Source organism: Ornithinimicrobium flavum, from assembly GCF_004526345.1.
GTDB lineage: Bacteria > Actinomycetota > Actinomycetes > Actinomycetales > Dermatophilaceae > Ornithinicoccus > Ornithinicoccus flavus.
Map to the genome: position 1 here is coordinate 2,420,798 of NZ_CP038213.1, position 24,223 is coordinate 2,445,020.

General features: G+C 74.1%; 21 protein-coding genes and 3 pseudogenes. 5 read left to right on the forward strand and 19 right to left on the reverse strand.

Features of this window, described 5'->3' with window-relative positions; genetic code table 11:
• Positions 1–7: 7 nt before the first annotated feature.
• The 9 genes and pseudogenes from E3Z34_RS11305 to E3Z34_RS11345 all read right to left on the reverse strand — a co-directional run bounded on the left by E3Z34_RS11305 (position 8) and on the right by E3Z34_RS11345 (position 10,012).
• Positions 8–712: a nucleoside/nucleotide kinase family protein gene (locus E3Z34_RS11305; protein WP_238695133.1), complete on the reverse strand. Its 705-nt coding sequence runs from the start codon at positions 710–712 to the stop codon at positions 8–10.
• Positions 709–1,578 carry a GNAT family N-acetyltransferase gene (locus E3Z34_RS11310; protein ID WP_134773676.1) on the reverse strand — a complete coding sequence of 290 codons (870 nt, stop codon included), beginning with the start codon at positions 1,576–1,578 and terminating at the stop codon, positions 709–711. The genes E3Z34_RS11305 and E3Z34_RS11310 overlap by 4 nt, the downstream gene beginning before the upstream one ends.
• A 33-nt stretch (positions 1,579–1,611) precedes the next feature.
• Positions 1,612–2,787 (reverse strand): flavodoxin-dependent (E)-4-hydroxy-3-methylbut-2-enyl-diphosphate synthase, encoded by a 1,176-nt coding sequence (ispG, locus tag E3Z34_RS11315; RefSeq protein ID WP_134773677.1) that lies wholly within the window; start codon positions 2,785–2,787, stop codon positions 1,612–1,614.
• 70 nt (positions 2,788–2,857) lie between these two features.
• A complete protein-coding gene (locus E3Z34_RS11320; RefSeq protein ID WP_134773678.1) occupies positions 2,858–4,177 on the reverse strand; it encodes a M50 family metallopeptidase in 1,320 nt (439 codons plus the stop codon).
• 14 nt (positions 4,178–4,191) lie between these two features.
• Positions 4,192–5,396, reverse strand: a pseudogene (dxr, locus tag E3Z34_RS11325) (1-deoxy-D-xylulose-5-phosphate reductoisomerase).
• 63 nt (positions 5,397–5,459) lie between these two features.
• Entirely contained in the window at positions 5,460–6,278 is an 819-nt protein-coding gene (locus E3Z34_RS11330; protein WP_134773679.1) for a hypothetical protein, read from the reverse strand.
• The gene (locus E3Z34_RS11335; protein ID WP_158288667.1) at positions 6,275–7,717 is read right to left on the reverse strand and encodes a hypothetical protein; all 1,443 of its coding nucleotides are present in this window, start codon (positions 7,715–7,717) and stop codon (positions 6,275–6,277) included. The genes E3Z34_RS11330 and E3Z34_RS11335 overlap by 4 nt, the downstream gene beginning before the upstream one ends.
• On the reverse strand, positions 7,663–7,989 hold the full coding sequence (locus E3Z34_RS11340) for a WXG100 family type VII secretion target (RefSeq protein ID WP_134773681.1): 327 nt from the start codon (positions 7,987–7,989) through the stop codon (positions 7,663–7,665). The genes E3Z34_RS11335 and E3Z34_RS11340 overlap by 55 nt, the downstream gene beginning before the upstream one ends.
• Positions 7,990–8,104: 115 nt before the next feature.
• Entirely contained in the window at positions 8,105–10,012 is a 1,908-nt protein-coding gene (locus E3Z34_RS11345) for a propionyl-CoA synthetase (RefSeq protein ID WP_134773682.1), read from the reverse strand.
• A 67-nt stretch (positions 10,013–10,079) separates the two neighbouring features.
• On the opposite strand from E3Z34_RS11345, the gene E3Z34_RS11350 reads away from it, so the two are divergent.
• Positions 10,080–11,306, forward strand: coding sequence for an LOG family protein (locus tag E3Z34_RS11350; protein ID WP_134773683.1), 1,227 nt, complete (start codon positions 10,080–10,082; stop codon positions 11,304–11,306).
• A 36-nt stretch (positions 11,307–11,342) separates the two neighbouring features.
• Here E3Z34_RS11350 and rlmN read toward each other — a convergent pair.
• From rlmN to pyrH, 4 genes and pseudogenes are all read right to left on the reverse strand, one after another.
• Positions 11,343–12,511: pseudogene (gene rlmN, locus E3Z34_RS11355) on the reverse strand (23S rRNA (adenine(2503)-C(2))-methyltransferase RlmN).
• A 52-nt stretch (positions 12,512–12,563) separates the two neighbouring features.
• Positions 12,564–13,079 (reverse strand): phosphatidate cytidylyltransferase, encoded by a 516-nt coding sequence (locus E3Z34_RS19015; protein ID WP_238695134.1) that lies wholly within the window; start codon positions 13,077–13,079, stop codon positions 12,564–12,566.
• 402 nt (positions 13,080–13,481) lie between these two features.
• Positions 13,482–14,048 carry a ribosome recycling factor gene (gene frr / locus E3Z34_RS11365; protein ID WP_134773684.1) on the reverse strand — a complete coding sequence of 189 codons (567 nt, stop codon included), beginning with the start codon at positions 14,046–14,048 and terminating at the stop codon, positions 13,482–13,484.
• Between the two features lie 69 nt (positions 14,049–14,117).
• Complete coding sequence (gene pyrH, locus E3Z34_RS11370) at positions 14,118–14,897, reverse strand: UMP kinase (protein WP_134773685.1); 780 nt, start codon at positions 14,895–14,897, stop codon at positions 14,118–14,120.
• A 118-nt stretch (positions 14,898–15,015) separates the two neighbouring features.
• Between pyrH and E3Z34_RS11375 the strand changes: the two genes are divergently transcribed.
• The gene (locus E3Z34_RS11375) at positions 15,016–15,525 is read left to right on the forward strand and encodes a MaoC family dehydratase (RefSeq protein ID WP_134773686.1); all 510 of its coding nucleotides are present in this window, start codon (positions 15,016–15,018) and stop codon (positions 15,523–15,525) included.
• Between the two features lie 75 nt (positions 15,526–15,600).
• Here E3Z34_RS11375 and tsf read toward each other — a convergent pair whose 3' ends face one another.
• Positions 15,601–16,428: a translation elongation factor Ts gene (tsf, locus tag E3Z34_RS11380; protein ID WP_134773687.1), complete on the reverse strand. Its 828-nt coding sequence runs from the start codon at positions 16,426–16,428 to the stop codon at positions 15,601–15,603.
• A 37-nt stretch (positions 16,429–16,465) separates the two neighbouring features.
• Positions 16,466–17,434, reverse strand: coding sequence for a 30S ribosomal protein S2 (gene rpsB / locus E3Z34_RS11385; protein WP_134773688.1), 969 nt, complete (start codon positions 17,432–17,434; stop codon positions 16,466–16,468).
• A 266-nt stretch (positions 17,435–17,700) separates the two neighbouring features.
• Here rpsB and E3Z34_RS20300 point away from each other — a divergent pair.
• The 3 genes and pseudogenes from E3Z34_RS20300 to E3Z34_RS11400 all read left to right on the forward strand — a co-directional run bounded on the left by E3Z34_RS20300 (position 17,701) and on the right by E3Z34_RS11400 (position 20,363).
• Positions 17,701–18,866 (forward strand): annotated as a pseudogene (locus tag E3Z34_RS20300) (pyridoxal phosphate-dependent aminotransferase).
• Between the two features lie 13 nt (positions 18,867–18,879).
• Positions 18,880–19,458, forward strand: coding sequence for an RDD family protein (locus E3Z34_RS11395; protein WP_134773689.1), 579 nt, complete (start codon positions 18,880–18,882; stop codon positions 19,456–19,458).
• Positions 19,455–20,363: a tyrosine recombinase XerC gene (locus tag E3Z34_RS11400; protein WP_134773690.1), complete on the forward strand. Its 909-nt coding sequence runs from the start codon at positions 19,455–19,457 to the stop codon at positions 20,361–20,363. Before E3Z34_RS11395 ends, E3Z34_RS11400 begins: the two co-directional genes overlap by 4 nt.
• Before the next feature lie 28 nt (positions 20,364–20,391).
• Here the strand turns inward: E3Z34_RS11400 and E3Z34_RS11405 are convergent, their stop codons facing one another.
• The 4 genes from E3Z34_RS11405 to E3Z34_RS11420 are packed head-to-tail and all read right to left on the reverse strand — an operon-like array spanning position 20,392 to position 24,174.
• Positions 20,392–21,162 carry a M23 family metallopeptidase gene (locus tag E3Z34_RS11405; protein ID WP_134773691.1) on the reverse strand — a complete coding sequence of 257 codons (771 nt, stop codon included), beginning with the start codon at positions 21,160–21,162 and terminating at the stop codon, positions 20,392–20,394.
• Complete coding sequence (gene dprA / locus E3Z34_RS11410; protein WP_134773692.1) at positions 21,159–22,286, reverse strand: DNA-processing protein DprA; 1,128 nt, start codon at positions 22,284–22,286, stop codon at positions 21,159–21,161. The genes E3Z34_RS11405 and dprA overlap by 4 nt, the downstream gene beginning before the upstream one ends.
• On the reverse strand, positions 22,283–23,812 hold the full coding sequence (locus tag E3Z34_RS11415) for a YifB family Mg chelatase-like AAA ATPase (protein WP_134773693.1): 1,530 nt from the start codon (positions 23,810–23,812) through the stop codon (positions 22,283–22,285). The genes dprA and E3Z34_RS11415 overlap by 4 nt, the downstream gene beginning before the upstream one ends.
• Positions 23,812–24,174: a YraN family protein gene (locus tag E3Z34_RS11420; RefSeq protein ID WP_134773694.1), complete on the reverse strand. Its 363-nt coding sequence runs from the start codon at positions 24,172–24,174 to the stop codon at positions 23,812–23,814. Before E3Z34_RS11420 ends, E3Z34_RS11415 begins: the two co-directional genes overlap by 1 nt.
• Between the last annotated feature and the right edge of the window lie 49 nt (positions 24,175–24,223).

Consider the following 24,223-nt stretch of genomic DNA (forward strand, 5'->3'; position numbering starts at 1 on the left):
GCAGCGCTCAGCGTTCGAACCACTGGGGCTCGTCCGGGTCGGGGACGATGAGCTCGGGGCGCTGCAGGTCGGTGTTGTCCACGATCCAGGTCGGCTGCCACGTGCGGGCCTGCAGCCGGTAGAGGCGGTGGGCCTCGACATACCTGGCGTTGGCCGGGGAGGCCGGGTCGTCGTCGCCCTCCACCCGCCGCCCGGGGAAGCGGGCGTTGCCCCGGGGTACGGTGACCTCGGCGGGGGCCATGAGGACGCACGTGGCGTCCCACTCCCCACGCAGCTCCGGACGCCGCAGGAAGACCCCCTCCACGAGCAGCAGGGCGTCGTCGGCGAGGGTGACGGGCTGCGCGGGTGCGGGGCGGTCGGCCTCGAGGTCCCAGACCTCCGGGACGACCGCGCCCCCGGCGCGGAAGGGCCGCAGGACGTGCTCGCGCAGCGCGTCGTAGTCGAAGGCGTCCTCGTAGTAGGTCTCACCCGTCCGGCCCCGGGCGTAGCGCTGCTCCCGGGGACGGTGGAAGCCGTCGACCGACACCGCGTGGACCTGTCGACCGGCCACGTGGGGGGCCAGGGCCACGAGCTCCCCGACCAGCCGGGTCTTGCCGACCCCGTCGGGCCCGTCCACGGCGATGATCGCGCGCTCGCCGACGCGGGTGGCGAGCATCATCGACAGCAGGTCCACGAGGACCAGCTGACGCACGGGGAGGAAGCCGGCGTTCACCGCGTCCGGGTCGCGGCCGCGCCCGACCACTCCATGTAGACGCCGTTCTCGAGCAGGGTGGCGTCCGGGGGCGCCGGCCGCTCGCGGAAACCGAGCGCGCGGTAGAGGCTGCGCGCCCGGGTGTTGTCCGCGCTCACGTCGAGCCACACCCGCTGGACCCTGGGGCTGGCGAGCGCCTGCTCCAGGAGGGACCGGAGCAGCAGCCGCCCCAGACCCTGGCCGCGGCCCTCGGGCGCGACGACCATGCGTCGGATCTCCACGACGTCGGGCCGGGAGAGCCCGGCGAGGATGCCGAAGGCCACGACCCGGTCCAGCCGGTCCACGAGGACCCAGTGCTCCATGTCGGGGTCGCCCAGCACCCCCTGGTGCCACTCCAGCCCACCCTCCCCGAGGAACTGCTGGGTGTCCTGCGCCTCCTCGAAGGAGACGACCTGCGCCAGGTCGCTGCGCCGGGTGCGTCGCAGGTGGCTCGCCACGAGCACCCCGCCCCGGTCGCGCCCCAGCGTGCGGCGGGCCGAGCCGCGGCCGTGCTGCCCCCCGCCCACCCGGGGCGCGCTGATGACGAGCAGCTCCAGGTCGTGGGCGCCCTCGTTGCGCACGTGGTGCCCCGTGCGGGCGGGGACCTCGATGCCGTCACCGACCTCCAGCGTGAGCTCCCGCCGGCCGAGGACGACCGTCGCCGTGCCGGACAGGACGTAGAAGAACTGGCGCGACCGCTGGTGGGCGTGCGGCTCGGTGACCGTGCCCGCGGGCAGCACCTCCTGCACCACCGACAGGTCCTGCCGGTCCAGGAGGTGGAAGGCGTCGCAGACCTCGTCCCAGACCGCGTGCCGCGCGGTCTCCCTGCGGATCGGGTCTGGACTCATGGGCCGAAACTACCGGACGCCGGGCACCCGGGCTCAGCCGACGGTGACCGTCGGGGACGCGGGGGCGCCGTCGCCGTCGACGGGCTCCCCCATCTCCTCGGCGATCCGCATGGCCTCCTCGATGAGGGTCTCCACGATCTGGCTCTCGGGCACCGTCTTGATGACCTCGCCCTTGACGAAGATCTGGCCCTTGCCGTTGCCCGAGGCGACGCCCAGGTCGGCCTCGCGAGCCTCGCCCGGGCCGTTGACGACGCACCCCATGACGGCGACCCGCAGCGGCACCTCCAGGCCCTCGAGCCCGGCGGTGACCTGGTCGGCGAGGGTGTAGACGTCGACCTGGGCCCGGCCGCAGGACGGGCAGGAGACGATCTCCAGCTTGCGCGGCCGCAGGTTCAGGCTCTGCAGGATCTGGTTGCCGACCTTGACCTCCTCGACCGGGGGCGCCGAGAGGGAGACACGGATGGTGTCGCCGATGCCCTTGGACAGCAGGGCGCCGAAGGCCACGGAGGACTTGATGGTGCCCTGGAAGGCAGGCCCGGCCTCGGTGACGCCCAGGTGCAGGGGCCAGTCCCCCCGCTCGGAGAGCATCTCGTAGGCCCGCACCATGACGACCGGGTCGTTGTGCTTGACCGAGATCTTGAAGTCGTGGAAGTCGTGCTCCTCGAAGAGGCTGGCCTCCCACACGGCGGACTCCACGAGCGCCTCCGGCGTGGCCTTGCCGTACTTCTCCAGCAGCCGGGGGTCCAGGGACCCGGCGTTGACGCCGATCCGGATGGAGACCCCGGCGTCCTTGGCCGCGCGGGCGATCTCCTTGACCTGGTCGTCGAACTTGCGGATGTTGCCGGGGTTGACCCGCACCGCGGCGCAGCCGGCGTCGATCGCGGCGAAGACGTACTTGGGCTGGAAGTGGATGTCCGCGATGACCGGGATCTGGGACTTGCGGGCGATGGCCGGCAGCGCCTCGGCGTCGTCCTGGCTCGGGCACGCGACCCGCACGATGTCGCAGCCCGTGGCCGTGAGCTCGGCGATCTGCTGCAGCGTGGCGTTGATGTCGGTGGTGGGCGTGGTCGTCATGGACTGCACCGAGATGGGGGCGTCCCCCCCGACCTCCACCTTGCCGACCCGGATCTTGCGAGTGGGTCGCCGGGGGGCGAGGACCGGGGGCGGGGCCGAGGGCATGCCGAGGGAGATGGGGACACCAGCTGTCATGGGATCCATTGTCGCATCCGGGTCTGGGCGCGGTCTGGACGAGGCTGCGCCGGCCCGGTCCGTGCCGGCCTCAGGTGAGCCGGATCGGCTTGACGATGTCGGCGTAGATGAGCAGCACGCCCATCCCCAGCAGCGCCACCGCCACGACGTAGGCGACGGGCAGCGCGGCGGCCGTGTCCACCGGGCCGGGCGCGGGCCGACCGGTGACGCGGGCGAAGGCCTTCTTCACCCCTTCCCACAGGGCCCCCACGATGTGCCCACCGTCCAGCGGCAGGAGCGGGATGAGGTTGAAGACGAACAGCGCCATGTTGAGGGAGGCGATGAGCGAGACGAGGAACCACCACCGGTCCACGAGGGTGTCCCCCTCGGTCAGGCCGTCCTGGGCGATCTCGCCGCCGACCCGTCCGACCCCCACGACCGACATCGGACCTTCGGGGTCCCGCTCCTGCGAGCTGAACGCCGCCTCGGCGACGTCCACCAGCCGCTGCGGCAGGGTGAGGACGATCCGGGCGGTCCCGGTGAACATCTCCCCGACGACGGCCGGTGCCTCGCTGGCCGGCTGGGGGACGTAGTCGAAGGTGCCGCTGGCCCCGAAGAACTTGACCGGACCCAGGACCGGGTCACCGTCCGGGTCCAGGACGAGCGTGCCGTCCGGCGCCCGCAGGTAGCCCTCCGTCTCGGCGAGGTCGGCCGTCAGGGTCCGGCGTGCGCCGTCCCGCTCCACCAGGAAGGTGGCGCGCTCCCCGGAGTTCTGGATCAGGTAGGTGGCCTGGCCCCAGTCCTCGACCGGGGTGCCGTTGACCGCCACGACGGTGTCGCCCACCTCCAGCCCCGCCGCCCTGGCCGGCGCCGCGGGCCGACCCTCGCACCCGGTGTCCTCGGTGCCGGTCACGACGCAGTCCGAGACCGAGCTGACCGTCGTCAGGACGGTCGGCAGACCGTGCATCGTCAGCATCAGGGTGACGAGCACGGCGCTGATCGCGAGGTTCATCAGCGGTCCGCCGGCCATGACGATGATGCGCTTCCACACCGGCAGGCGGTAGAAGACCCGGTCGTGGTCCTCGGGCCGGACCTCCTCCAGGGAGTCCGCGCGCGCCTGCTCGATCATCTGGTGGAAGGGGTTGGAGCTGCCGGCACGCAACCGCCCGCCGTCCTGGGGACGGGGCGGGAACATCCCCACCATCCGCACGTAGCCGCCGAGCGGGACCGCCTTGACGCCGTACTCCGTCTCCCCCCGCCGCGTCGACCACAGGGTGGGGCCGAAGCCGACCATGTACTGGGTGGTCCGCACCTTGAACAGCTTGGCGGGCAGCAGGTGGCCGATCTCGTGCAGCGCGATGGAGAGCGCGATGCCGAGGGCGATGACGAGCACCCCGACGAGGTAGAGCATGTGCGTCGTCTCCTTCAGGTCCTGCTGGCGGCGATCCGGTCGGAGGCCGCTCCCCGGGCCCAGGCGTCGGCGGCGAGCACCTGGTCCACGGTGAGATCAACCGACGAGGCGGCCGATGGGTTCCCTCCATGATCGTCCACCACCGCGGCGACCGTGTCGACGATCTGCGGGAACCGGATCCGGCCCTCGTGGAAGGCGTCGACGCACACCTCGTTGGCCGCGTTGTAGACGGCCGGGTAGGTGCCTCCGGCCCGCCCCACCTGCTCGGCGAGGCGCACCGCGGGGAACGCCTCGTCGTCCAGCGGGAAGAACTCCCAGGTCGCCGCCGTGGTCCAGTCGCAGGGAGGGGCCACGTCGACCAGCCGGTCGGGCCAGGACAGCCCCAGGGCGATCGGGATGTGCATGGTGGGCGGAGAGGCCTGCAGCAGCGTCGACCCGTCGTGAAACTCGACCATGGAGTGCACGACCGACTGCGGGTGCACGACGACCTGGATGTCGTCGAAGGGGATGTCGAAGAGCAGGTGCGCCTCGATGACCTCCAGCCCCTTGTTGACCAGGGTGGCGGAGTTGGTCGTCACGACGCGCCCCATGTCCCACGTCGGATGGTTGAGGGCCTGCCGCGGGGTGACCTCGTGCAGCTCGGCCCGGCTGCGACCGCGGAAGGGGCCGCCGGAGGCGGTGACGACGAGCCTGCGCACCTCCTCCCGGCGACCCCCGCGCAGGCACTGCGCCAGCGCGCTGTGCTCGGAGTCGACGGGGACGATCTGCCCGGGGGCGGCCGCGGCCCGCACGACGGGGCCACCGACGATGAGGGACTCCTTGTTCGCCAGCGCCAGGACGCTGCCGGCCCCGAGGGCTGCCAGCGTCGGCCGGAGACCGATGCTGCCCGTGATCCCGTTGAGGACGACGTCGGCCCCGTCCGCGGCGACCAGTCCGGCCGCGTCCGGTCCCGCCACCACCTCCGGCCGGTATGCGGTGCTCCCCACCTCCCGGGCCCGCGCCTCGATGGCCTCCCGCAGAGGGTCGGCGGCGTCCGGGCGGGCCACCGCGACCCGCTCGACCTGCAGGTGGACCGCCTGCCGGGCCAGCAGGCCCAGGTCGGACCCGCCCCCGCCAGCGACCTGACCTCGAAGCTGCCCGGGTGGGTGTCGATCACCTCGATCGCCTGGGTCCCGATCGAGCCGGTCGAGCCGAGGATGGTCACGCTGCGGGAGGTCACCGGGACATTGTGCCCCCCGGGCGCCGTGGCTCCTTCCAGGTTCCCCCTCGGCTCCGCCCTCGCTCATCCGTCCGCCGCCCGCTCCACCACCCTCTCCACCCAGCCGGTGACCGTCGACCTCACCCAGTCCGCCGCCACCGGGACGAAGCGCAGGGGGTCCTCCTCCCGGGCGGCCGCCCAGCATCCGGCCGGCCCCAGCGCGACCAGGTGCCCCTCGGCCCGGGCCCCCTGCTCGACGAGGGTCAGCTCGGCGAGAACGGTGGGGTGCCCCAGGAGGGCGGGGAGGAGCTCGACCTCCCCCGGGTGCACGACCACGGGGCGCGGTCCAGGGGCCCCCGGTGCGACCTGGGTGTGGCAGCCGAGGTCCGGCGGGACGATGAGGTCGGTCACCGCCCGCACCAGCAGGGCCGGGTCGAGGACGAGGTCGAGACCGTGGACACCGTCGGGGTGCACGTCCTCCAGCACGGCCCCGACCGGCAGCAGGTGCAGGGTCCGCAGGTCCCGACGGTGCCCCGGGTCCCCCAGGAGCCGCTCGCCGACGACCATCGTGGCGGCGCCGAGCCGGACGTCCAGCAGCGTCTGGGCCATCTCCCCCGCCGCGGTGGTGCCGTCGATCGTGCCCTTCCGGTCGAGCAGCCCCCGGGCGGTGAGCGAGCGGATCGCCTCGACCCACCGGTCCTCCTCGTCCCTCCCCGGCTCGGGCCGGCACCCGACCAGACCCGCCAGGTGCGCCGCCTCGAGCACGGCCAGCTCCGTCGAGGTGAGGGCCAGCAGCGCGCCCGGGGCGGCGTCCGGCGGACCGGGATCGACGGGCTCGAGGTCGGCCTCCTCCTGCCCCGCGCCTGGCTCCGCCGCGGGGAGGGGAGCACCTGTGCCGGTCACCGGTGGGTCCCTGCCCAGGACGACCGCCCCAGGTCGACCGGCACGCGCAGCACCGGCCCGAGCGGCACGGCGGGCAGCCGGATCGGGACCCCGACCTGCCGGATCCGGTCGCGCAGGGGCCCGGCGCCCGGCAGCCGCCACGTGACCTCGTGGGTGACGTCCCGCACCCGCGCCCCCACCTCCGCCACGCGACGGGATCCGGCAAGGCCCACCTCCGCCACGCGACGGGATCCGGCAAGGCCCACCTCCGCCGCACGACGGGAGCCGGCCGCCCGCAGCTCCCGCAGCCGTGCGGTCGCCCGGTTCCGCGCCCGGACCGCGGCGGCGCCCACGGCCTCCAGCACGACCGGGGCGTGGCGCACCGCCAGCCGGGTGTAGCGCACGACGGTCGGCACGCTGTCCCACACGACGTTGCCGAGCGTCCACGCCTGGTAGGCGGAGATGAGGCCCAGGCCCACCGGGGCCGCCGGGGCCAGGGCGGGGTGGAGCCCCATCAGCGCCACCGGCCCGCCCACCAGCGCCCCCCGCGCCAGGACCCGGGTCAGACCACCCCGCCACCCCTCGTAGCCCCCGCCGTCCTGCACGTCCGACCACGCCGCGAGCCACGCGCTCACCCACCCCACCGGGCCGGGGACCAGACGCGTCCGTCCGAAGCGTCGTCGCGCCTCGCCCGGGGCCCGCAGCTGGAGCCAGAGCTCCTGCAGCCGCAGCGTCGCCCGCTGCAGGGCGAGCGCGCGGGCCGGGGCCTCGGCCGCCCAACGCGCGCGGGCCAGCGAGACCACCATGTCGGTGGTGCGCACGACGTGGGCCACGTGCCTGGGGAGGCCCGTCACCGCACGCCGCAGGTCGGCGGCGAGCTCCCGGACGGCCGGGGCCTCCTCGACCACCGACCAGGCGCGCCCGAGCACCCCGGCGGCCTCCCGCTGGGCGAGGTCGAAGACCTCCTCCGCCCGGGCGACGGCCCGGCGGGCCTGCTCCACCTCCTGCTCCACCTCGGCCACCCGACGCCGCCAGGCCTGCTCGAGCAGGGGCTCGGGAGGCGGCCCCAGCGTGCGGAGCGACCGCAGCTCGGCCATCCCCTGCTCGAGGCGACGCAGCCCCGCCCGGGCGCGGGCTCCCGCGTCCTCGGCCACCTCGGCGCACCGCTCGAGGGCTCCGGCCACCTCGAGCCCGGGGGCCGCGGTCAGGGTCACCAGACGGCGCAGCGCCCCGGTCCGGGCCCGGTGCTCCAGCGCGGCCAGCCCGGTCCAGGCGTCCCCGGTCAGATCGGCCTGCTGCACGCGGTCACCGAGGCCCTCGAGCCCGTCGCTCACCGTGCGCAGCACGCGGGCGGCCCGGCGCAGCTCCTCGGGCGACGTGGCAAGCACCACCGCGCCGGCGCCCGTCACCGGCCCCATCGGGTCCCGCCCCCACCGGGCCCGGCCCATCCCTGGGTGCATCGCCTCTCCACCGCACGGTAGGCGTCCGCCGCGGCCGAGGTGGCCCGCGCCAGGCCGGCGCCGTGCTCGGCGACCGCCCCCATGCCGCCCCGCCAGCGGGGGGCGGCTCCAGTCGCCGCGGAGGCGAGCGCACCCGCCGCGGTCGCGTCGGCCACCGACCGCAGCGCCCCGGCCAACGCCTCGCCCGCCGCGCTCAGCTCCCGGGCGACCTCGGCCAGCCGGGCCGCCGCGGCGTCGACCTGGTCACCGTCCACGCCCACGGCATACCCCATCTCGCACCCCCCTCGGGTCGGTCCGGGTGCGGACCACCCGGCTCACGCCCGAGGGTAGGCACTTCTCCGGGTCCGCCGTCGCGGTTGTCCACAGGCACGGTCCCGGCGCGCCTGCTCACTCCCCGCGGAGCACCGGTGCCAGTGCGTCGAGCACCGAGCGGTCCTCGATGGTGGAGGGGACCATGGCGTCCTGGCCGTCCGCCATCTGCCGCATGGTCTTGCGCAGGATCTTGCCCGAGCGCGTCTTGGGGAGGGCGTCCACCACGTCGACCTGCCGAAGGGCGGCCACGGCACCGACCTCGTCCCGCACCCTGCGCACCAGCTGGGCCACCAGCTCCTCGCGGCCTGCCTCGTCCGGGTCGATACCGGCCTTGAGCACCACGAGGGCCCGCGGGACCTGCCCCTTGAGCGGGTCGCTGACCCCGATGACCGCGCACTCGGCGACCGAGGGGTGCCCGGCCAGCGCCTCCTCCAGCGACCCCGTCGAGAGCCGGTGGCCGGCGACGTTGAGGACGTCGTCGGTCCGGCCCATGACGTAGACGTAGCCGTCCTCGTCGAGGTAGCCCCCGTCCCCGGACAGGTAGTAACCGTCGAAGGCGGACAGGTAGGAGGAGACGTAGCGGTCGTCGTCCTGCCACAGGGTCGGCAGCGTCCCCGGCGGCATGGGCAGCTTGAGGCAGATCGCCCCCTCGGTGCCGGGCTCGACCTCCCGGCCCGTCTCGTCCAGGACCCGCACGTCGTAGCCCACCGTCGGCAGCGTCGGACTGCCCGGCTTGATGTCGAACAGGGCGATCCCGATCGGGTTGGTGGCGATCGGCCACCCCGTCTCGGTCTGCCACCAGTTGTCGATGACCGGCACGTCCAGGTGCTCGGTCGCCCACCGCCAGGTCTCGGGGTCCAGCCGCTCGCCGGCCAGGAAGAGCGCCCGCAGGGAGGTGATGTCGTAGTCCCGCACCAGCAGCCCGTCCGGGTCCTGCTTCTTGATGGCCCGGACGGCGGTGGGCGCGGTGAAGGCCGAGACGATGCCGTGCTCCTCGATCATCCGCCAGTAGACCCCGGCGTCCGGCGTCCCGACCGGCTTGCCCTCGAACAGCACGGTCGTGGCGCCCGTGAGCAGTGGGGCGTAGACGATGTAGGAGTGCCCGACCACCCAGCCGACGTCGGACCCGCACAGCCACACCTCGCCCGGCTGCACCCCGTAGAGGTTGGTCATCGACCAGCGCAGGGCCACGGCATACCCGCCGCTGTCACGGACGATGCCCTTGGGCTTCCCGGTCGTGCCGGAGGTGTAGAGCACGTAGAGGGGGTCGGTGGCCTCGACCGGGACGCACTCGGCGGGCGCGACCGCGTCGGGGTGCATGACCTGCTTCCAGTCCAGGTCCCGCTCCCCCAGCTCGCAGGGGTGCTGCTCGCGCTGGAGGATGACGCAGTGGTCCGGCTTGTGGGCCGAGCGGGAGATCGCCTCGTCGAGCATGGGCTTGTAGGGCACCACCCGGCTCGGCTCGATGCCGCAGCTGGCGGAGACGATGACCGTGGGCTCGGCGTCCTCGATCCGCGCCGCCAGCTCCGCCGGGGCGAAGCCGCCGAAGACGACCGAGTGCACCGCACCGATCCGGGCGCACGCCAGCATCGCGACGACCGCCTCGGGGACCATCGGCATGTAGATGACGACGCGGTCACCCTTGCCCACGCCGAGGTCCCGGAGCACGCCGCCGAAGCGGGCGACCAGGTCGAGCAGCTGGGCGTAGGTGAAGGACTGCTGCGAGCCGGTGACGGGGCTGTCGTAGATCAGCGCGGTCTGGTCCGCCCGGCCGTGGACGACGTGCCGGTCCAGGGCGTTGTAGCAGACGTTGAGCCGCCCTCCGGGGAACCACCGGTAGAACGGCGGACGGGAGTCGTCCAGGACGACCGTGGGCCGGGTGATCCAGTCGATGAGCCCGGCCGCCTCCGACCAGAAAGCCTGCGGGTCCGCGAGGCTGCGGGCCACGGTGTCGCGGTAGCTCTGCTGGGCGTCGGTGCTCATGGAACTATCCAACACCCGTCGGGCCTCCCGGGCCAGGGCGGGGCCGGGCCTGGTTAGGCTGCCCGGTATGACGAGCAGCGCGGGCCCGGTCAGCAGCCGGGTGGCGGGGACGACCGTGGGGTGCTCCGGCACCGAGGAGGTGCGCTACCCCCGGGTGGAGAGCCTGGGGACGGTCCCCGGCCGCGAGGTGGAGGACCAGCTGACCTGGCAGGTCCTGCTGCGCTCCCCGGAGCCGATGCACGGCCTCCGGCTGCAGGGGGTGGACCTCACGGCGGACCGCGAGCTCCTGCTCGGACGGGACGACCTCAGCGACATCGTCGTCCTGGGCGGCCGGCTGGACCCTGAGGTGGAGGCCCACCTGCGCGAGCACGGGGCGATCATCTTCCCGAGCGACCCCCGGGCACCCGTCGACCCCTACCGGGCGCGGCTCTACACGGCCCAGGAGCTGTACGACGGGCTGGAGACCGAGGGCTACGAGCAGACCGTGGACGCCCGCGCCTACCGGTGGTTCGAGGACGCCGCCCTGCGCCACGACGCCTACGTCACGGTGCTGCGCGCGATCCACGACGACGCGATGTCCGACGCCCTCACGGCGGTGGTCGAGGGGCGCCAGGTCGTGGGTGTCATGGGCGGGCACGCGCTGCGCCGGGGCAGCGACGACTACGCGGCCGCGGCCCTGCTGGGGCACCGCCTGGCCGAGGAGGGTCTCCTGGTCGCGACCGGAGGCGGGCCTGGCGCGATGGAGGCGGCCAACCTCGGGGCCTGGGCGGGCGACGAGACCCTGCTCGCCGAGGCCCTGCACGTGCTGGCCGCGGTCCCGGACTTCGCCCCGGACATCGCCGCCTGGGTGCGCCCGGCGCTGCGGCTGCGGCTGGGCGCGGGCCGCCCGAGCCCCGGGCCGCGCCGGGTGCGCTCGCTGGGCATCCCGACCTGGTACTACGGGCACGAGCCCCCGAACGCCTTCGCCCAGGTCATCGCCAAGTTCTTCTCCAACGCCCTGCGCGAGGACCTGCTGCTGGCCCACTCCCGGGACGGGCTCGTGGTGCTGCCGGGGGCGGCGGGCACGGTGCAGGAGGTCTTCCAGATGGCCACCCGCCTCTACTACGAGGTGGACGCGCCCGCGGCCGGGCCGCCGCGGCCGCTGGTGCTCGTGGGCCGCGAGCACTGGACGACGACGCTGCCGGTGTGGCCGTTGCTGCAGGCGCTGGGGCGGGGCCGGTCGATGGCGGGCGCGCTGCACCTCGTGGACACCGTCCCGGAGGCCGTCGACCGGGTGCTGGGCCGGGCGCGCTGAGCGTGCGTCACCGGCCGCGCCGGCGGCGATCGCGGGTCAGACGGTCGCGGCCAGCTGGCCGCAGGCCCCGTCGATCTCCGAGCCCCGGGTGTCGCGGACGGTGGTCGGTATGCCGTGCGCCAGCAGGCGCTCGACGAACTGCTGCTCCACGCCCCGGCGGGAGGCGGTCCACTTCGAGCCGGGCGTGGGGTTGAGCGGGATGGGGTTGACGTGGACCCACCCCCGGCCCCGGGCGTTGAGCTTGTCCCCGAGCAGGTCGGCGCGCCAGGCCTGGTCGTTGATGTCGCGGATGAGGGCGTACTCGATCGAGACCCGCCGGCCGGTGGCGTCGAAGTAGCGACGGGCGGCATCCAGCGCCTCGTCCACCTTCCACCGCGTGTTGATGGGCACGAGCTCGTCGCGCAGCTCGTCGTCCGGCGCGTGCAGCGACAGCGCCAGCGTCACCGGGATGCCCTCGGCGGCCAGCTTGTCGATCGCCGGCACGAGACCGACCGTGGACATCGTGACCCCGCGGGCCGACATCCCCAGGCCCGCCGGCGAGGGGTCGACGAGCCGGCGGATCGCGCCGAGCGAGGCCGTGTAGTTGGCCAGGGCCTCACCCATCCCCATGAAGACGACGTTGGAGACCCGCAGGGCCTCCCGGGTGTCACCCTCGCCCTCGTCCCCGCCCTCGAGGTCGCCGTGGCGCAGGGCCCGGGCGGCCGCCACGACCTGCTCGACGATCTCGGCGTGGACAGGTTGCGGGTCAGCCCGGCCTGGCCGGTGGCGCAGAACGGACAGTTCATCCCGCACCCGGCCTGGCTGGAGATGCACATCGTCACGCGGCCGGGGTAGCGCATGAGGACCGACTCCACCATGGCCCCGTCGTGCAGCCGGTGGACCTGCTTGAGGGTGGCACCCTCGTCGGCGGACAGGGTGCGGACCGGGGTGAGCAGCGGCGGGAGCAGCCCGGCCACCAACTCCTCGCGCCCGGCCCTGGGCAGGTCGGTCATCCGGGCCGGGTCGGTGGTGAGGCGCTCGAAGTAGTGCCGGCTAACCTGGTCGGCGCGGAACCCGGGGATGCCGAGCTCCTGGGCCCACGCCTTGCGACCGGCCGGGTCGAGGTCGGCCAGGTGCCGCGGCGCCTTGCCCCGTCGGGGGGCGGTGAAGGTCAGGGCCCCCGGCACGGGACGGGCGGTGGTGGGGGGCGGCAGCTCGGTGGTCATCAGGCCCCCAGTGTCTCAGGTCGAGCCCTTCCGGCGCGAACTCCGGCCGGCCTCAGACCAGCACGTGCAGCAGGGCCCAGCACACCGGGGCCGTCACCAGCAGCGAGTCGAGACGGTCCATGAGCCCGCCGTGCCCGGGCAGCAGGTCACCCATGTCCTTGATCCCCAGGTCGCGCTTGACCGCCGACTCGGTGAGGTCACCCACGGTGCCGAACGCCGCGGCCACCCCGCCGACCAGCAGACCCGCCCACCACGGCCCGTCCAGCAGCAAGGTGACGCAGACCAGGCCGACGAGGGCGCTGGTGGCCACCGACCCCCCGAAGCCCTCCCAGGACTTCTTCGGGGAGAGCTGGGGAGCCATGGGGGTGCGCCCGCGGAGCACGCCGACGGCATACCCCCCGGTGTCGGAGGCGACGGTGACCAGGATGAAGGTGATGATGCGCCCGACCCCGTCGGGCGCCGCCAGCATGAGCGAGGTGACGGCGGCCAGCAGCGGCACGTAGGCCACGATGAAGACCCCGCCGGCGATGTCGCGGACCGCCCCCTCCGGCGGGCCGCGGCCCGCCACAGCACGACCAGCGCCACCGCCGCGGCGAAGCCGGCGGTCAGCGCATCCGCTCCGCCCCAGTAGGCCAGGGGGACCAGGGCCGCGGCCACCAGCAGCGGCGGCAGGGGTGGGTGGACGCGGCCCTGCCGAATGGCCGTGGCCAGCTCCCGGGCGCCGACGAGCGCGATGACGGTGACGAGCACCACGAAGGCCGGCTTCCAGAAGGCCAGGCTCAGCCCGATGACCGTCAGCAGGACGACCGCGACACCGACCGCCGCCGGCAGGTTGCGCCCCGCCCGCGGCGGCGAGGCCTTCTGGAGCAGGGCGAGGTGCCGGGCGCGCCGGGACGCCGGCAGGCTCTCCTGCTCCGCCGGTGCACCCGGTGAGGGTCCTCCCGCCACGGTCCTGGCCGTCCCGAGCTGCTCAGACCTCGAGCAGCTCGGTCTCCTTGTGGCGCAGGATCTCGTCGACGCCCTCGACATGCCTCTTGGTGAGGGCCTCGAGGTCCTTCTCGGCCCGGGTGCCCTCGTCCTCGCCGATCTCGCCGTCCTTCACGGCCCGGTCGATGAGGTCCTTGGCGTGACGGCGGATGTGACGCACCGACACCTTGGCGTCCTCGCCCTTGGTGTGCGCCAGCTTGATGTACTCGCGCCGCCGCTCCTCGGTGAGCTGCGGGATGACGATCCGGATCGCGTTGCCGTCGTTGCTGGGGTTGGCCCCCAGGTCGGAGTCACGCAGCGCCTTCTCGATGTCGCGCAGCGAGCTCTTGTCGTAGGGGGTGATGAGCAGCGTGCGCGCGTCCTGGACGGAGAAGCTGGCCAGCTGCTGCAGCGGGGTGGCGGCGCCGTAGTAGTCCACCTCCAGCTTGCTGAACATCCCCGGGTGGGCCCGGCCGGTCCGGATGCCGGCCATGTCCTCCCGCGCCACCTCCAGGGCCTTCTCCATCTTCTCCTCGGCCTCCATGAGGGCCATCTCGATGACCTCAGACATTGTGGTGGTGCTCCTTCGGTATGCGGTGGGTCGCGGTCGTGCTCGGGGATGGTCGGGTCGACGAGGGGCTCAGCCCGAGGTCACCAGTGTGCCGATCTTCTCACCCTTGATGGCCCGGGTGATGGCGTCCTCGCCGTCGATGCCGAAGACGAGCATCGGCAGGTGGTTGTCCATGCAGAGGCTGAAGGCCGCCGCGTCCACGACGCGCAGGTTGCTGCTCAGGGCGTCGCCGAAGGTGAGCTCGTCGAGCTTGACCGCGGTCTCGTCGGTGCGGGGGTCGGCCGTGTAGACGCCGTCCACCCCGTGCTTGCTCATCAGCACGGCGTCGCACTTGATCTCCAGCGCGCGCTGCGCCGACACCGTGTCCGTGGAGAAGTAGGGCATCCCCGCACCGGCGCCGAAGATGACGACGCGGCCCTTCTCCAGGTGACGGATCGCCCGGCGCGGGATGTACGGCTCGGCCACCTGACCCATGGTGATGGCGGTCTGGACGCGGGTGTCGACCCCCTCCTTCTCGAGGAAGTCCTGCAGGGCCAGGCAGTTCATCACGGTCCCGAGCATCCCCATGTAGTCGGCGCGGGCCCGCTCCATCCCCCGCTGCTGCAGCTGGGCGCCGCGGAAGAAGTTGCCCCCTCCCATGACCACCGCCACCTGCACGCCGGCCCGCTGCCCCATGGCGATCTGGTGGGCGATGTTCTTGACCACGTCCGGGTCCAGCCCCACCCGTCCGCCGCCGATCGCCTCGCCCGAGAGCTTGAGCAGGACGCGGCGCGCGGAGTGGGGCTCGTCGCCGACCGCGGGGGAGGTCGGGGTGGGGACGGTCGCGGGACTGGGCGCGGACGACGTCATACGGATGGAACCTCCGGTGCGGTGCGTGAGCGGTCGCTCGATCCTGCCACACCCCAGTCCTCCCCCAGCACCGACCGTCGCCCCTCCGGCTGCGGGCCGCGGCTGCCAGGATGACCCCATGACCGACGACGCGTGGAGCGACACCCGGGCCCTCGGACCCGACTTCCGGACCCCCGGCACCGACCGGTGGCTGGAGGACTACACCGTGGGCGACGTGCGGGAGTACGGCACGATCACGCTGCGCGAGGACGACATCGTCGACTTCGCGCGGCGCTACGACCCGCAGTCGATCCACACCGACCCGGGGTGGGCCGCCGACGGACCGTTCGGTGGGCTCATCGCCAGCGGGATCCAGACCCTGGGGGTCTTCATGCGGCTCTACGCCGACCACTACCTCACGCGCTGCGGGTCGCTCGCCTCCCCCGGCGTGGACGAGGTCCGCTGGCCCCGGCCGGTGCGGCCGGGGGACGCGTTGCGCCTGCGGGTCGAGACCCTGGAGGTTCGACCCTCCCGCTCCAAGCCCGACCGGGGCCTGGTGGTCAGCCTCACCGAGCTGCTGAACCAGGACGACGAGGTCGTGCTGTCCCAGCGCGTGATGAACATCGTCGCCCGGCGCCCCGGTCGCTGAGCCGGCAGGCAGGAGACGCAGGAGGGCCCGCCGCAGCCGAGCTGCGACGGGCCCTCCCCGTGGTGCGGGTCGTCCTCAGACGCCGACCTTGAACCGGGCGAACCCGGTCACCTCGGCCCCGGCCTCCTTGGCCACCTGGGCCACGGACTTCTTGGCGTCCTTGGCGAAGGACTGGTCGAGCAGGACGTTCTCCTTGAAGAAGCCGTTGACCCGACCCTCGACGATCTTGGGCAGCGCCTGCTCCGGCTTGCCCTCCTCGCGAGCGGTCTCCTCCGCGATCCGGCGCTCGTTCTCGACGGTCTGCGCGTCGATCTCGTCGCGGGTGAGCACGGTCGGCGCGAAGGCCGCCACGTGCATCGCGATGTCGCGGGCAACCTGCTGGTCGCCACCGGAGGTGGCCACCAGCACACCGATCTGCGCGGGCAGGTCGGGGTTGGTCTTGTGCAGGTAGGAGACGACCTGGTCACCGGTGACGCGAGCCACCCGACGGACCTCGATCTTCTCGCCCAGCCCGGCGTTGGCCTCGTCGACGACCGTCTGGACGGACCTGCCGTCGAGCTCGGAGGCCAGCAGGGACCCGGCGTCGGTGGCCTGCGCCGCGACGGCCTGGGCCAGCAGCTGGTCAGCCAGCTCGCCGAACTTCGGGCTCTTGGCCACGAAGTCCGTCTCGCAGTTGACCTCGACCAGGGTGCCGACGCCACCCTCGACGTGCGCGCGCACCAGGCCGTTGGAGGCCGAACGGCCCTCACGCTTGGTGACGCCCTTCAGACCCTTGACGCGCAGGATCTCGGTGGCCTTGGCGGTGTCGCCGTCCGCCTCGTCCAGGGCCTTCTTCACATCCATCATCCCGGCGCCGGTGGACTCGCGCAGGGCCTTGATGTCAGCGGCGGTGTAGTTCGCCATCAGTAGTCACTCTCTCCTTCGGGAGGGATGGGAGGGGTCAGGAACCGGAGGTCTCGGCGTCGGCCTCGAGGGCCGGGGCGGCCTCGGCGCCGGGCGCCGTGGCACCCTCGTCCGCACCCTCGGCGGGCGCCTCGACCGGGGCGTCGACCACGGACTCGACGGCCTCGGCCGCCGGCTGCTCGACGACGGCGGGCTCCTCGGTCGCGGCGGTGGCCGCCCCGCTCTGCTCCGCCTCGGCACCCGCGAGGAGCTCGCGCTCCCACTCGGCCATCGGCTCGGCCGGCTCGGCACCCTCGGTGCTGGAGCTCCCGCCGCCGGAGCGGGTCATCAGACCGTCGGCGACGGCGTCGGCCACGACGCGGGTCAGCAGGCTGACCGAGCGGATGGCGTCGTCGTTGCCGGGGATCTTGTAGTCGACCTCGTCGGGGTCGCAGTTGGTGTCCAGGATGGCCACGACCGGCAGACCGAGCTTGCGCGCCTCGGTGACCGCCAGGTGCTCCTTCTTGGTGTCGACGACCCAGATGGCCGAAGGCACCTTCTGCATGTCGCGGATGCCGCCGAGCGTCTTGCTCAGCTTCTCGTACTCGCGACGCATCATGAGGAGCTCCTTCTTCGTGCGACCGCTGCCGGCCACGTCGTCGAAGTCGATCTCCTCGAGCTCCTTCATGCGGGTGAGGCGCTTGGAGACGGTCTGGAAGTTGGTGAGCATGCCACCGAGCCAGCGGTGGTTGACGTAGGGCATCCCGACCCGGGTCGCCTGCTCGGCGATGGTCTCCTGAGCCTGCTTCTTCGTGCCGACGAACAGGATGCTGCCGCCGTGGGCGACGGTCTGCTTGACGAAGTCGTAGGCCTCGTTGAGGTAGGTCAGCGACTGCTGCAGGTCGATGATGTAGATGCCGTTGCGCTCGGTCATGATGAAGCGCTTCATCTTGGGGTTCCACCGTCGGGTCTGGTGCCCGAAGTGGACGCCGCTCTCCAGGAGCTGGCGCATGGTGACGACGGCCATGCCGTGGTCTCGCTTTCTGTGGAAGGTGCAGTTCGGTCCTGGCCCGGGGACGTCCCCCACCCACCACCGGCTGGTGGCGGGACCGCGGGAGACGCCGTCGGACGAGCCGATCTCGCCCGGGCGCGAATTCGCGTGGGCGCCGGCGCCGGACAGGCCGGACGCAGGCACACCACACGTGCGCACCATCGTACGTCAGGGGGGACACCGCCCCGAAATCGCGGCCGGCCACGGTTCGCGGCGCAGGGCGCCTCGCTACCGTGGCACCCATGTCCTCGCCGCTGGTTCCCCGTATGCAGCCGTTCGGCACCTCGGTGTTCGCCGAGATGACCCAGCGCGCCCTGCGCTTCGACGCCGTCAACCTGGGTCAGGGCTTCCCGGACACCGACGGCCCGGAGGAGATGCTGCAGATCGCGGCCCGGGGGCTGCGGGAGGGCCTGAACCAGTACGCCCCCGCCCGCGGGATGCCGGTCCTGCGGGAGGCGGTGGCCGAGCACCAGGCCCGCTTCTACGGCATAGACCTGGACCCCGCGACGCAGGTGCTGGTGACCGTCGGGGCGACCGAGGGCATCGCGGCCGCCCTGCTCGCCCTCGTCGGGCCCGGTGACGAGGTCGTGGTCATCGAGCCGAGCTACGACTCCTACGACGCGGCGATCGCCCTGGCCGGGGCCACCCGTCGGGCGGTGCCCCTGCGCTTCCCCGACCTGCACCTCGACCTGGACGCGGTCCGGGAGGCGGTGACGGACCGGACCAGGGTGCTGCTGGTCAACACGCCGCACAACCCCACCGGCAAGGTATTCGACCGCAGCGAGCTCGAGGGCCTGGCCCGGATCGTCCGGGCGCGGGAGGACCTGTGGGTCCTGTCGGACGAGGTCTACGAGCACCTCGTCTTCGACGGGCTGACCCACGTCCCGTTCGCCACCCTGCCTGGATGGCGGAGCGGACGCTCACCGTGTCGTCGGTGGGCAAGACGTTCTCCCTGACCGGGTGGAAGACCGGCTGGGTCACGGGCCCGGCGCGGCTCGTCGACGCGGTCGCGGCCGTCAAGCAGTTCCTCACCTTCGTCGGTGTCACCCACGTGCAGCCGGCCGTGGCCCACGGCCTGCGGCTGCCCGAGGAGTTCTTCTCCGGCTTCGCCCGCGAGCTGCAGGGGAAGCGGGACGTGCTCGTGGAGGCCCTGGGCGACGTCGGCGTCCCCGTGTCCCCCTGCCAGGGGACCTACTTCGTCATCGCCGACCTCGCCCCCCACGGGGTGACCGACGCCGTGGACTTCTGCCGCCGGCTCCCGGAGGAGGTCGGGGTCGTCGGGGTGCCGGTGTCGGTCTTCGTCCAGGACCCGGCGCCGGTGGCCTCGCTCGTGCGCTTCGCCTTCTGCAAGAAGGAGGAGGTCCTGCGGGAGGCGGCGCGCCGTCTGCGATCGCTCGGGCGTGCGTGACACGGTGACGGGTATGCCGCCCGCCCCGCACGCTCCCTGGCGGCCCCGCCCCACGGCCCGGGTCCGCTCCTGGCTCGGGGACTGGGTGGTGGTGGCGCTGTGGCTCGCGATCCTGACGGTGGTCGGCCTGCTCGTCGGTCAGCGCCTCGCCGACGCGGCGGGACCGTCCTCGACCGGGGCCGTGCCGCTGCTCGCGGCGGACCTCGCGATCACGCTGGCCACCGTGGTCCCCTACGTGGTCTACCTGTCGGTGACCGAGTCCTCCACCCGGCGGGCGACGCTGGGCAAGCGCTGGTCGGGCCTCGTCGTCGCCGACGCCGAGGGAGGTGTCGCGCGGACGGGGCAGATCTGGCTGCGCAACGTCGTCAAGGCGTTGCCCTGGCAGCTCGCGCACCTGGGGGTGAGCCGGGCGATCCTGGAGGTCCAGCTGCCGCTGGCGACGACGCTCACCGTGGTGTCCCTCCTGCTGGCCGGTGCGTGCATGGCCCCGGCGCTGGTCGGCGGGCGGGGCCTGCACGACCGGCTGGCCGGCACCAGGGTGGAGCGGATCCCGGCTGAGCCCGCCGAGCCCGCGAAGGGGGCCGACCGGTGATCCGGGAGGAGGAGTCGCTCGAGGCCTTCGCCCAGCACCTCCGGGTCGAGAAGGGCCGGTCGGTGCACACGGTGCGCGCCTACCTCGGTGACCTGCGCAGCCTGCTGGCCCATCTCGAGCAGCAGGGCGTGGAGGCCCTGTCCGAGGTGCGGCTGGCGGACCTGCGCTCCTGGCTGGGGGCCCAGGGCGGCAGCGGGGTCTCCCGGTCCACCGTCTCCCGCCGGGCCGCGGCGGCCAGGACCTTCTTCCGGTGGCTCACCCGGACCGGTGCGGTGACCACGGACCCGTCCCTGCGTCTAGCCGCGCCCGGCAAGGACCACCACCTCCCCGGGGTCCTGCGGCAGCCGCAAGCCACGGAGCTCCTGGACCTGGCCGCCGTGGCCGCCGACGACGAGGACCCGGTGCACCTGCGCAACCGGGCGATGCTGGAGCTGCTCTACGCCTCCGGGATGCGGGTCGGCGAGCTGACCGGTCTGGACGTGGACGACCTCGAGCTGCAGACCCGCACGGCCAGGGTGCTCGGCAAGGGTGACCGCGAGCGCATCGTGCCCTTCGGGCAGCCTGCCGCGGACGCCCTGACGGCCTGGCTGGCCTCCGGACGCCCCCGGCTCACCACCGGGGACTCCGGGCCGGCTCTCTTCCTGGGTCGCCGTGGCCGACGGGTCGACCAGCGCCAGGTCCGCTCCTCCCTGCAGGACCTGCTCACCCACCTGCCCGACACACCGGCGATGGGTCCGCACGGCCTGCGGCACAGCGCCGCGACGCACCTGCTGGAGGGGGGCGCGGACCTGAGGACCGTGCAGGAGCTGCTGGGCCACGCCAGCCTGGCGACCACCCAGATCTACACCCACGTGTCGGTCGACCGGCTCCGGGCCGCCTACCAGCAGGCCCACCCGCGCGCCTGAGCCGAGGCATGGGCCAGGCGCAGGCCCCTCACGGTCCCACCGGCAGCAGCGTGAGCTCGACCCCCAGCAGGAGCGGCGTCGGGTCGACGTAGGTGTCCCGGTCCCGCACCGCCCCGAGGTGCAGGCAGACGCGGGGGGCGCAGTGGCTGCCCGACGCCTCGAGGCCACCGATGCGGGCGCCGCGCCGCACCCGCTGGCCGCGGTCCGGGGCCTCGGACACCGGCTGGTAGGTGCTCCGCAGACCGCTCGCGTGGGTCACGCTGACCACCCCGACACCTGCGACCTCCCCGCTGAAGGTCACCACACCGTCGGCCACCGCCAGCACGGCCTCCCCCTCGATCCCCGCCAGATCGATCCCCCGGTGGCCGGGCAGCCACCGACGCGCCGGGGGGTCGAACCCCCGGACGACCGACGGACGGCCTGCCAGGGGCCAGCCCCAGGCTGCGGTCTCCTCGCGCCCGGCAGGCCTGCTCACCGGCACCTGCTCCCGGATCCCGAGGAGCGTGGAGGCCCACACCCCGGCCCGCTGCTCGGCAGGACGGTCGGGACCGGCCACCGCCGTCCCCGGCAGCGCCCCGGCCAGCAGCTGCCCCACCACGACGGCTCCGCACGCCACCCAGCGGGTGAGCGCCCGCCGGGCCCGCTTCCCCCCGCCGAGCGGGGCCGGCCGGACCTCCACGGCGGCGCGTGGTGTCGACGCGTCCGGCGCCGGCCGCACCCCGTCCGGGGCCGGTCGCACCCCGTCCGGGGCCGGTCGCACCCCGCCCGGCGACCGAACCCCCGCCCCTCCCGGCCTCATCTCGCCGACCTCCGCCGCCAGCCGTCGAGCAGCTGCTCCGCCAGGCCCAGCTCCTCCAGCTCGCCCAGGGCGGACAGGACCTCCCGGACCGCCAGCCCGGAGCGGACCATCACCTCGTCCACGGAGGAGGAGGCCCGGGGCCGCAGCCACTGCCAGACCCGGCGCAGGTCCTCGGTCAGGTCGTCCTCGTCCCGGACCACCCCCCGCTTGAGGGGGGCGAGGTCGTCCCCGATCCGGCCGACCGCCTCGGCCACCTCGCCGGCGTCCGTCACCAGGGTGGCCCCCATCCGGATCTCGGCGTGGCACCCGGCCGACATGAGGCTGCTGACCGGCCCCGGCACCGCCAGGACGTGCCGGTCGAGCTCGCGTGCGTGCCTGACCGTCGTGCGGGCGCCCGAGCGCAGGGCGGCCTCGACCACCAGGGTGCCCGTGGTGAGGGCGGCGATGAGGCGGTTGCGGGCCAGGAAGCGCATCCGGGCCGGAGCGCCACCCGGCGGGGTCTCGCTCACCAACGCGCCGACCCGGCCGATCCGGGCGATCAGGTCGCTGTTGGCCCGGGGGTAGGGCACGTCGACACCGCCCGCCAGCACCCCGACCGTCCGGCCGTCCACGGCGAGGGCCGCCCGGTGCGCCGCCGCGTCGATGCCGTAGGCGGCTCCCGACACGACGACGAAGCCCTTCTCCGCCAGCTCCACGCAGATCTGGGCGGTCACGTGCTCGCCGTAGGCCGTGCAGGCCCGCGCCCCCACGACCGCCACGCTGCGCCCCGGCACCTCGTCCAGCCGCTGCGGTCCCCGCACCCACAGGCACCACGGCGGGGCCAGCAGCTGGTCGACCTCGACGGGCCACTCCTCGTCGCCCGGCACGAGCACCCGGGCCCCCAGGGACCGGGCGATGTGGGCGTCGTCCGCCTCCAGCGCCCGCTCCCTGCGCCCCACCAGCCGGTCCAGACGCACACCCTGCGGGGTGCGCCCGTCCCGCAGCGCGTAACCCACCAGGTCCTCGACCCCGTGCTCGGCCACCAGCGCCTGGACCCACTCGTCGTAGGGCTCGCCCATGCGGGCCAGCAGCAGCCGGGCCCGCCGCTCCCCCAGCGCCCCCTGGGCGCTGCCCGCCCGGCTCACGCGACCCTCACCGCCTCCGGCGTGCGCAGCAGCAGGGCGTGCTCCACGTCCGAGCGTCGCGGTCGGGCCTGCCCCTGGAGGTCCGCGACGGTCCAGGCCACCCGCAGCGCGCGGTCCAGGCCGCGCAGTGTGAGCTGGCCGAGGTCCATGGCGCGGTCCAACGGTGCCCGGACCGACCCGGGCAGGCGCCAGGGTCCCTCCCGCAGCACGGAGCCGGGGACCTGGGCGTTGAGCCGGTAGGGCAGGTCCCGCCACCGGGCGGCCTGGATCTCCCGGGCGGCCCGCACCCGGGCCGCGACGACGCTCGTCCCCTCCCCCCGCGGGAGGGTGAGGTCGGCGCGGGTGACGGCGCTCACCGCGAGCTTGACGTCGATGCGGTCCAGCAGCGGGCCGGAGAGCCGCGTGAGGTAGCCGTTGCGCCGGAACGGCGGGCAGACGCACCGCGCCCCACCGCTCCCGCAGGGGCACGGGTTGGCCGCGAGGACCAGCTGGAAGCGGGAGGGCAGGCGCACGTGCCGGTCGGCCCGGGCGATGACCACCTGGCCCGACTCCAGCGGCTGCCGCAGCCCGTCGAGGACGTCCCGGCGGAACTCGGGGGCCTCGTCGAGGAAGAGCACGCCGTGATGGGCCCGCGAGACCGCACCCGGGTGGATCGCGCGCGACCCGCCGCCGATGACGGACGCCGTCGAGGCGGTGTGGTGCGGTGCGACGAAGGGGGGACGGGTCACGAGCGCGCCGTCCTGGGGCAGCACCCCGAGCACGGAGTGGATGGCGGTCACCGCCAGCGCGTCCGGCTCCGCGAGCGCCGGCAGCAGTCCGGGCAGCCGCTCGGCCAGCATGGTCTTGCCCGCCCCCGGTGGACCCACGAGCATCAGGTGGTGCCCGCCGGCCGCGCAGATCTCCAGCGCCTCGCGGGCCACGGCCTGGCCGACGACCTCGGCCAGGTCCGGCACCGGCGCAGCGTGGGCCACCACGGGAGGAGGGTCGGCCAACCGGTAGGAGGCGCCGGCCGCCCGGGCCAGGTAGAACTCCCTCACCTCGCCCAGGGTGCGCACGGGATGCACCCGGACGCCGTCCACCAGGGCCGCCTCGCGGGCCGCGGCCGCCGCGACGAGGACCTCACGGACGCCACCCGCGGCGGCGGCCACCACCATGGGCAGCACCCCCGGGACGGGCCGGACCTCGCCGGCCAGACCCACCTCGCCCACGTGGCACACCGGGGCCACCACCGAGGCGGGGACGTGCTCGTCGGCCGCCATCATGGCCACGGCGATCGCGAGGTCGAGCCCGCTGCCGGCCTTCGGGATCCCCGCCGGGGACAGGTTGACGGTCCACCGGGCGGTGCTGACCGGCATCCCGCAGTTGCGCAGGGCCGGTCGCACCCGGTCGGGGGCCTGCCGGCAGGCGCTGTCGGCGAGCCCGGTGAGGATCGTGGCGGGCAGCCCGTCGGCCCACTGCGCCTCGACCGTCACCAGCTGACCCTCCACCCCCGCGAGCGTGACGGCGTACGTCCGGGCCAGGCCCATCACGCCACCCCCCGCAGGTGCTGGAGCCGCGGTGGGTCACCGGCCCGGCAGAGCACGCCGACGACGTCGATGCGGAAGCTCTCCCCACGCCGCCCGTGCTCGGCCAGCCAGGCCCACGCCAGCCGCCGCAGGCGCCGCGCCTTCGCGACCGTGACCGCCTCGGCGGGTGAGCCGAAGCGCTCGCTGCGGCGGGTCTTCACCTCGCAGAAGACCAGCAACCCGTCGTCGCGGGCCACCACGTCCAGCTCACCCTCCCGGCACCGCCAGTTGCGCTCGAGCACGTCCCACCCCAGCGCCACCAGGTGCCGGCAGGCGAGCTCCTCCCCGTGGTCGCCCACCGCCCGGGCGCGCGCCCACGGCATACCCCCAGCCCCCATGTCCCCTCCTCGGCTCCGCAGCGCCCCTGCGGTC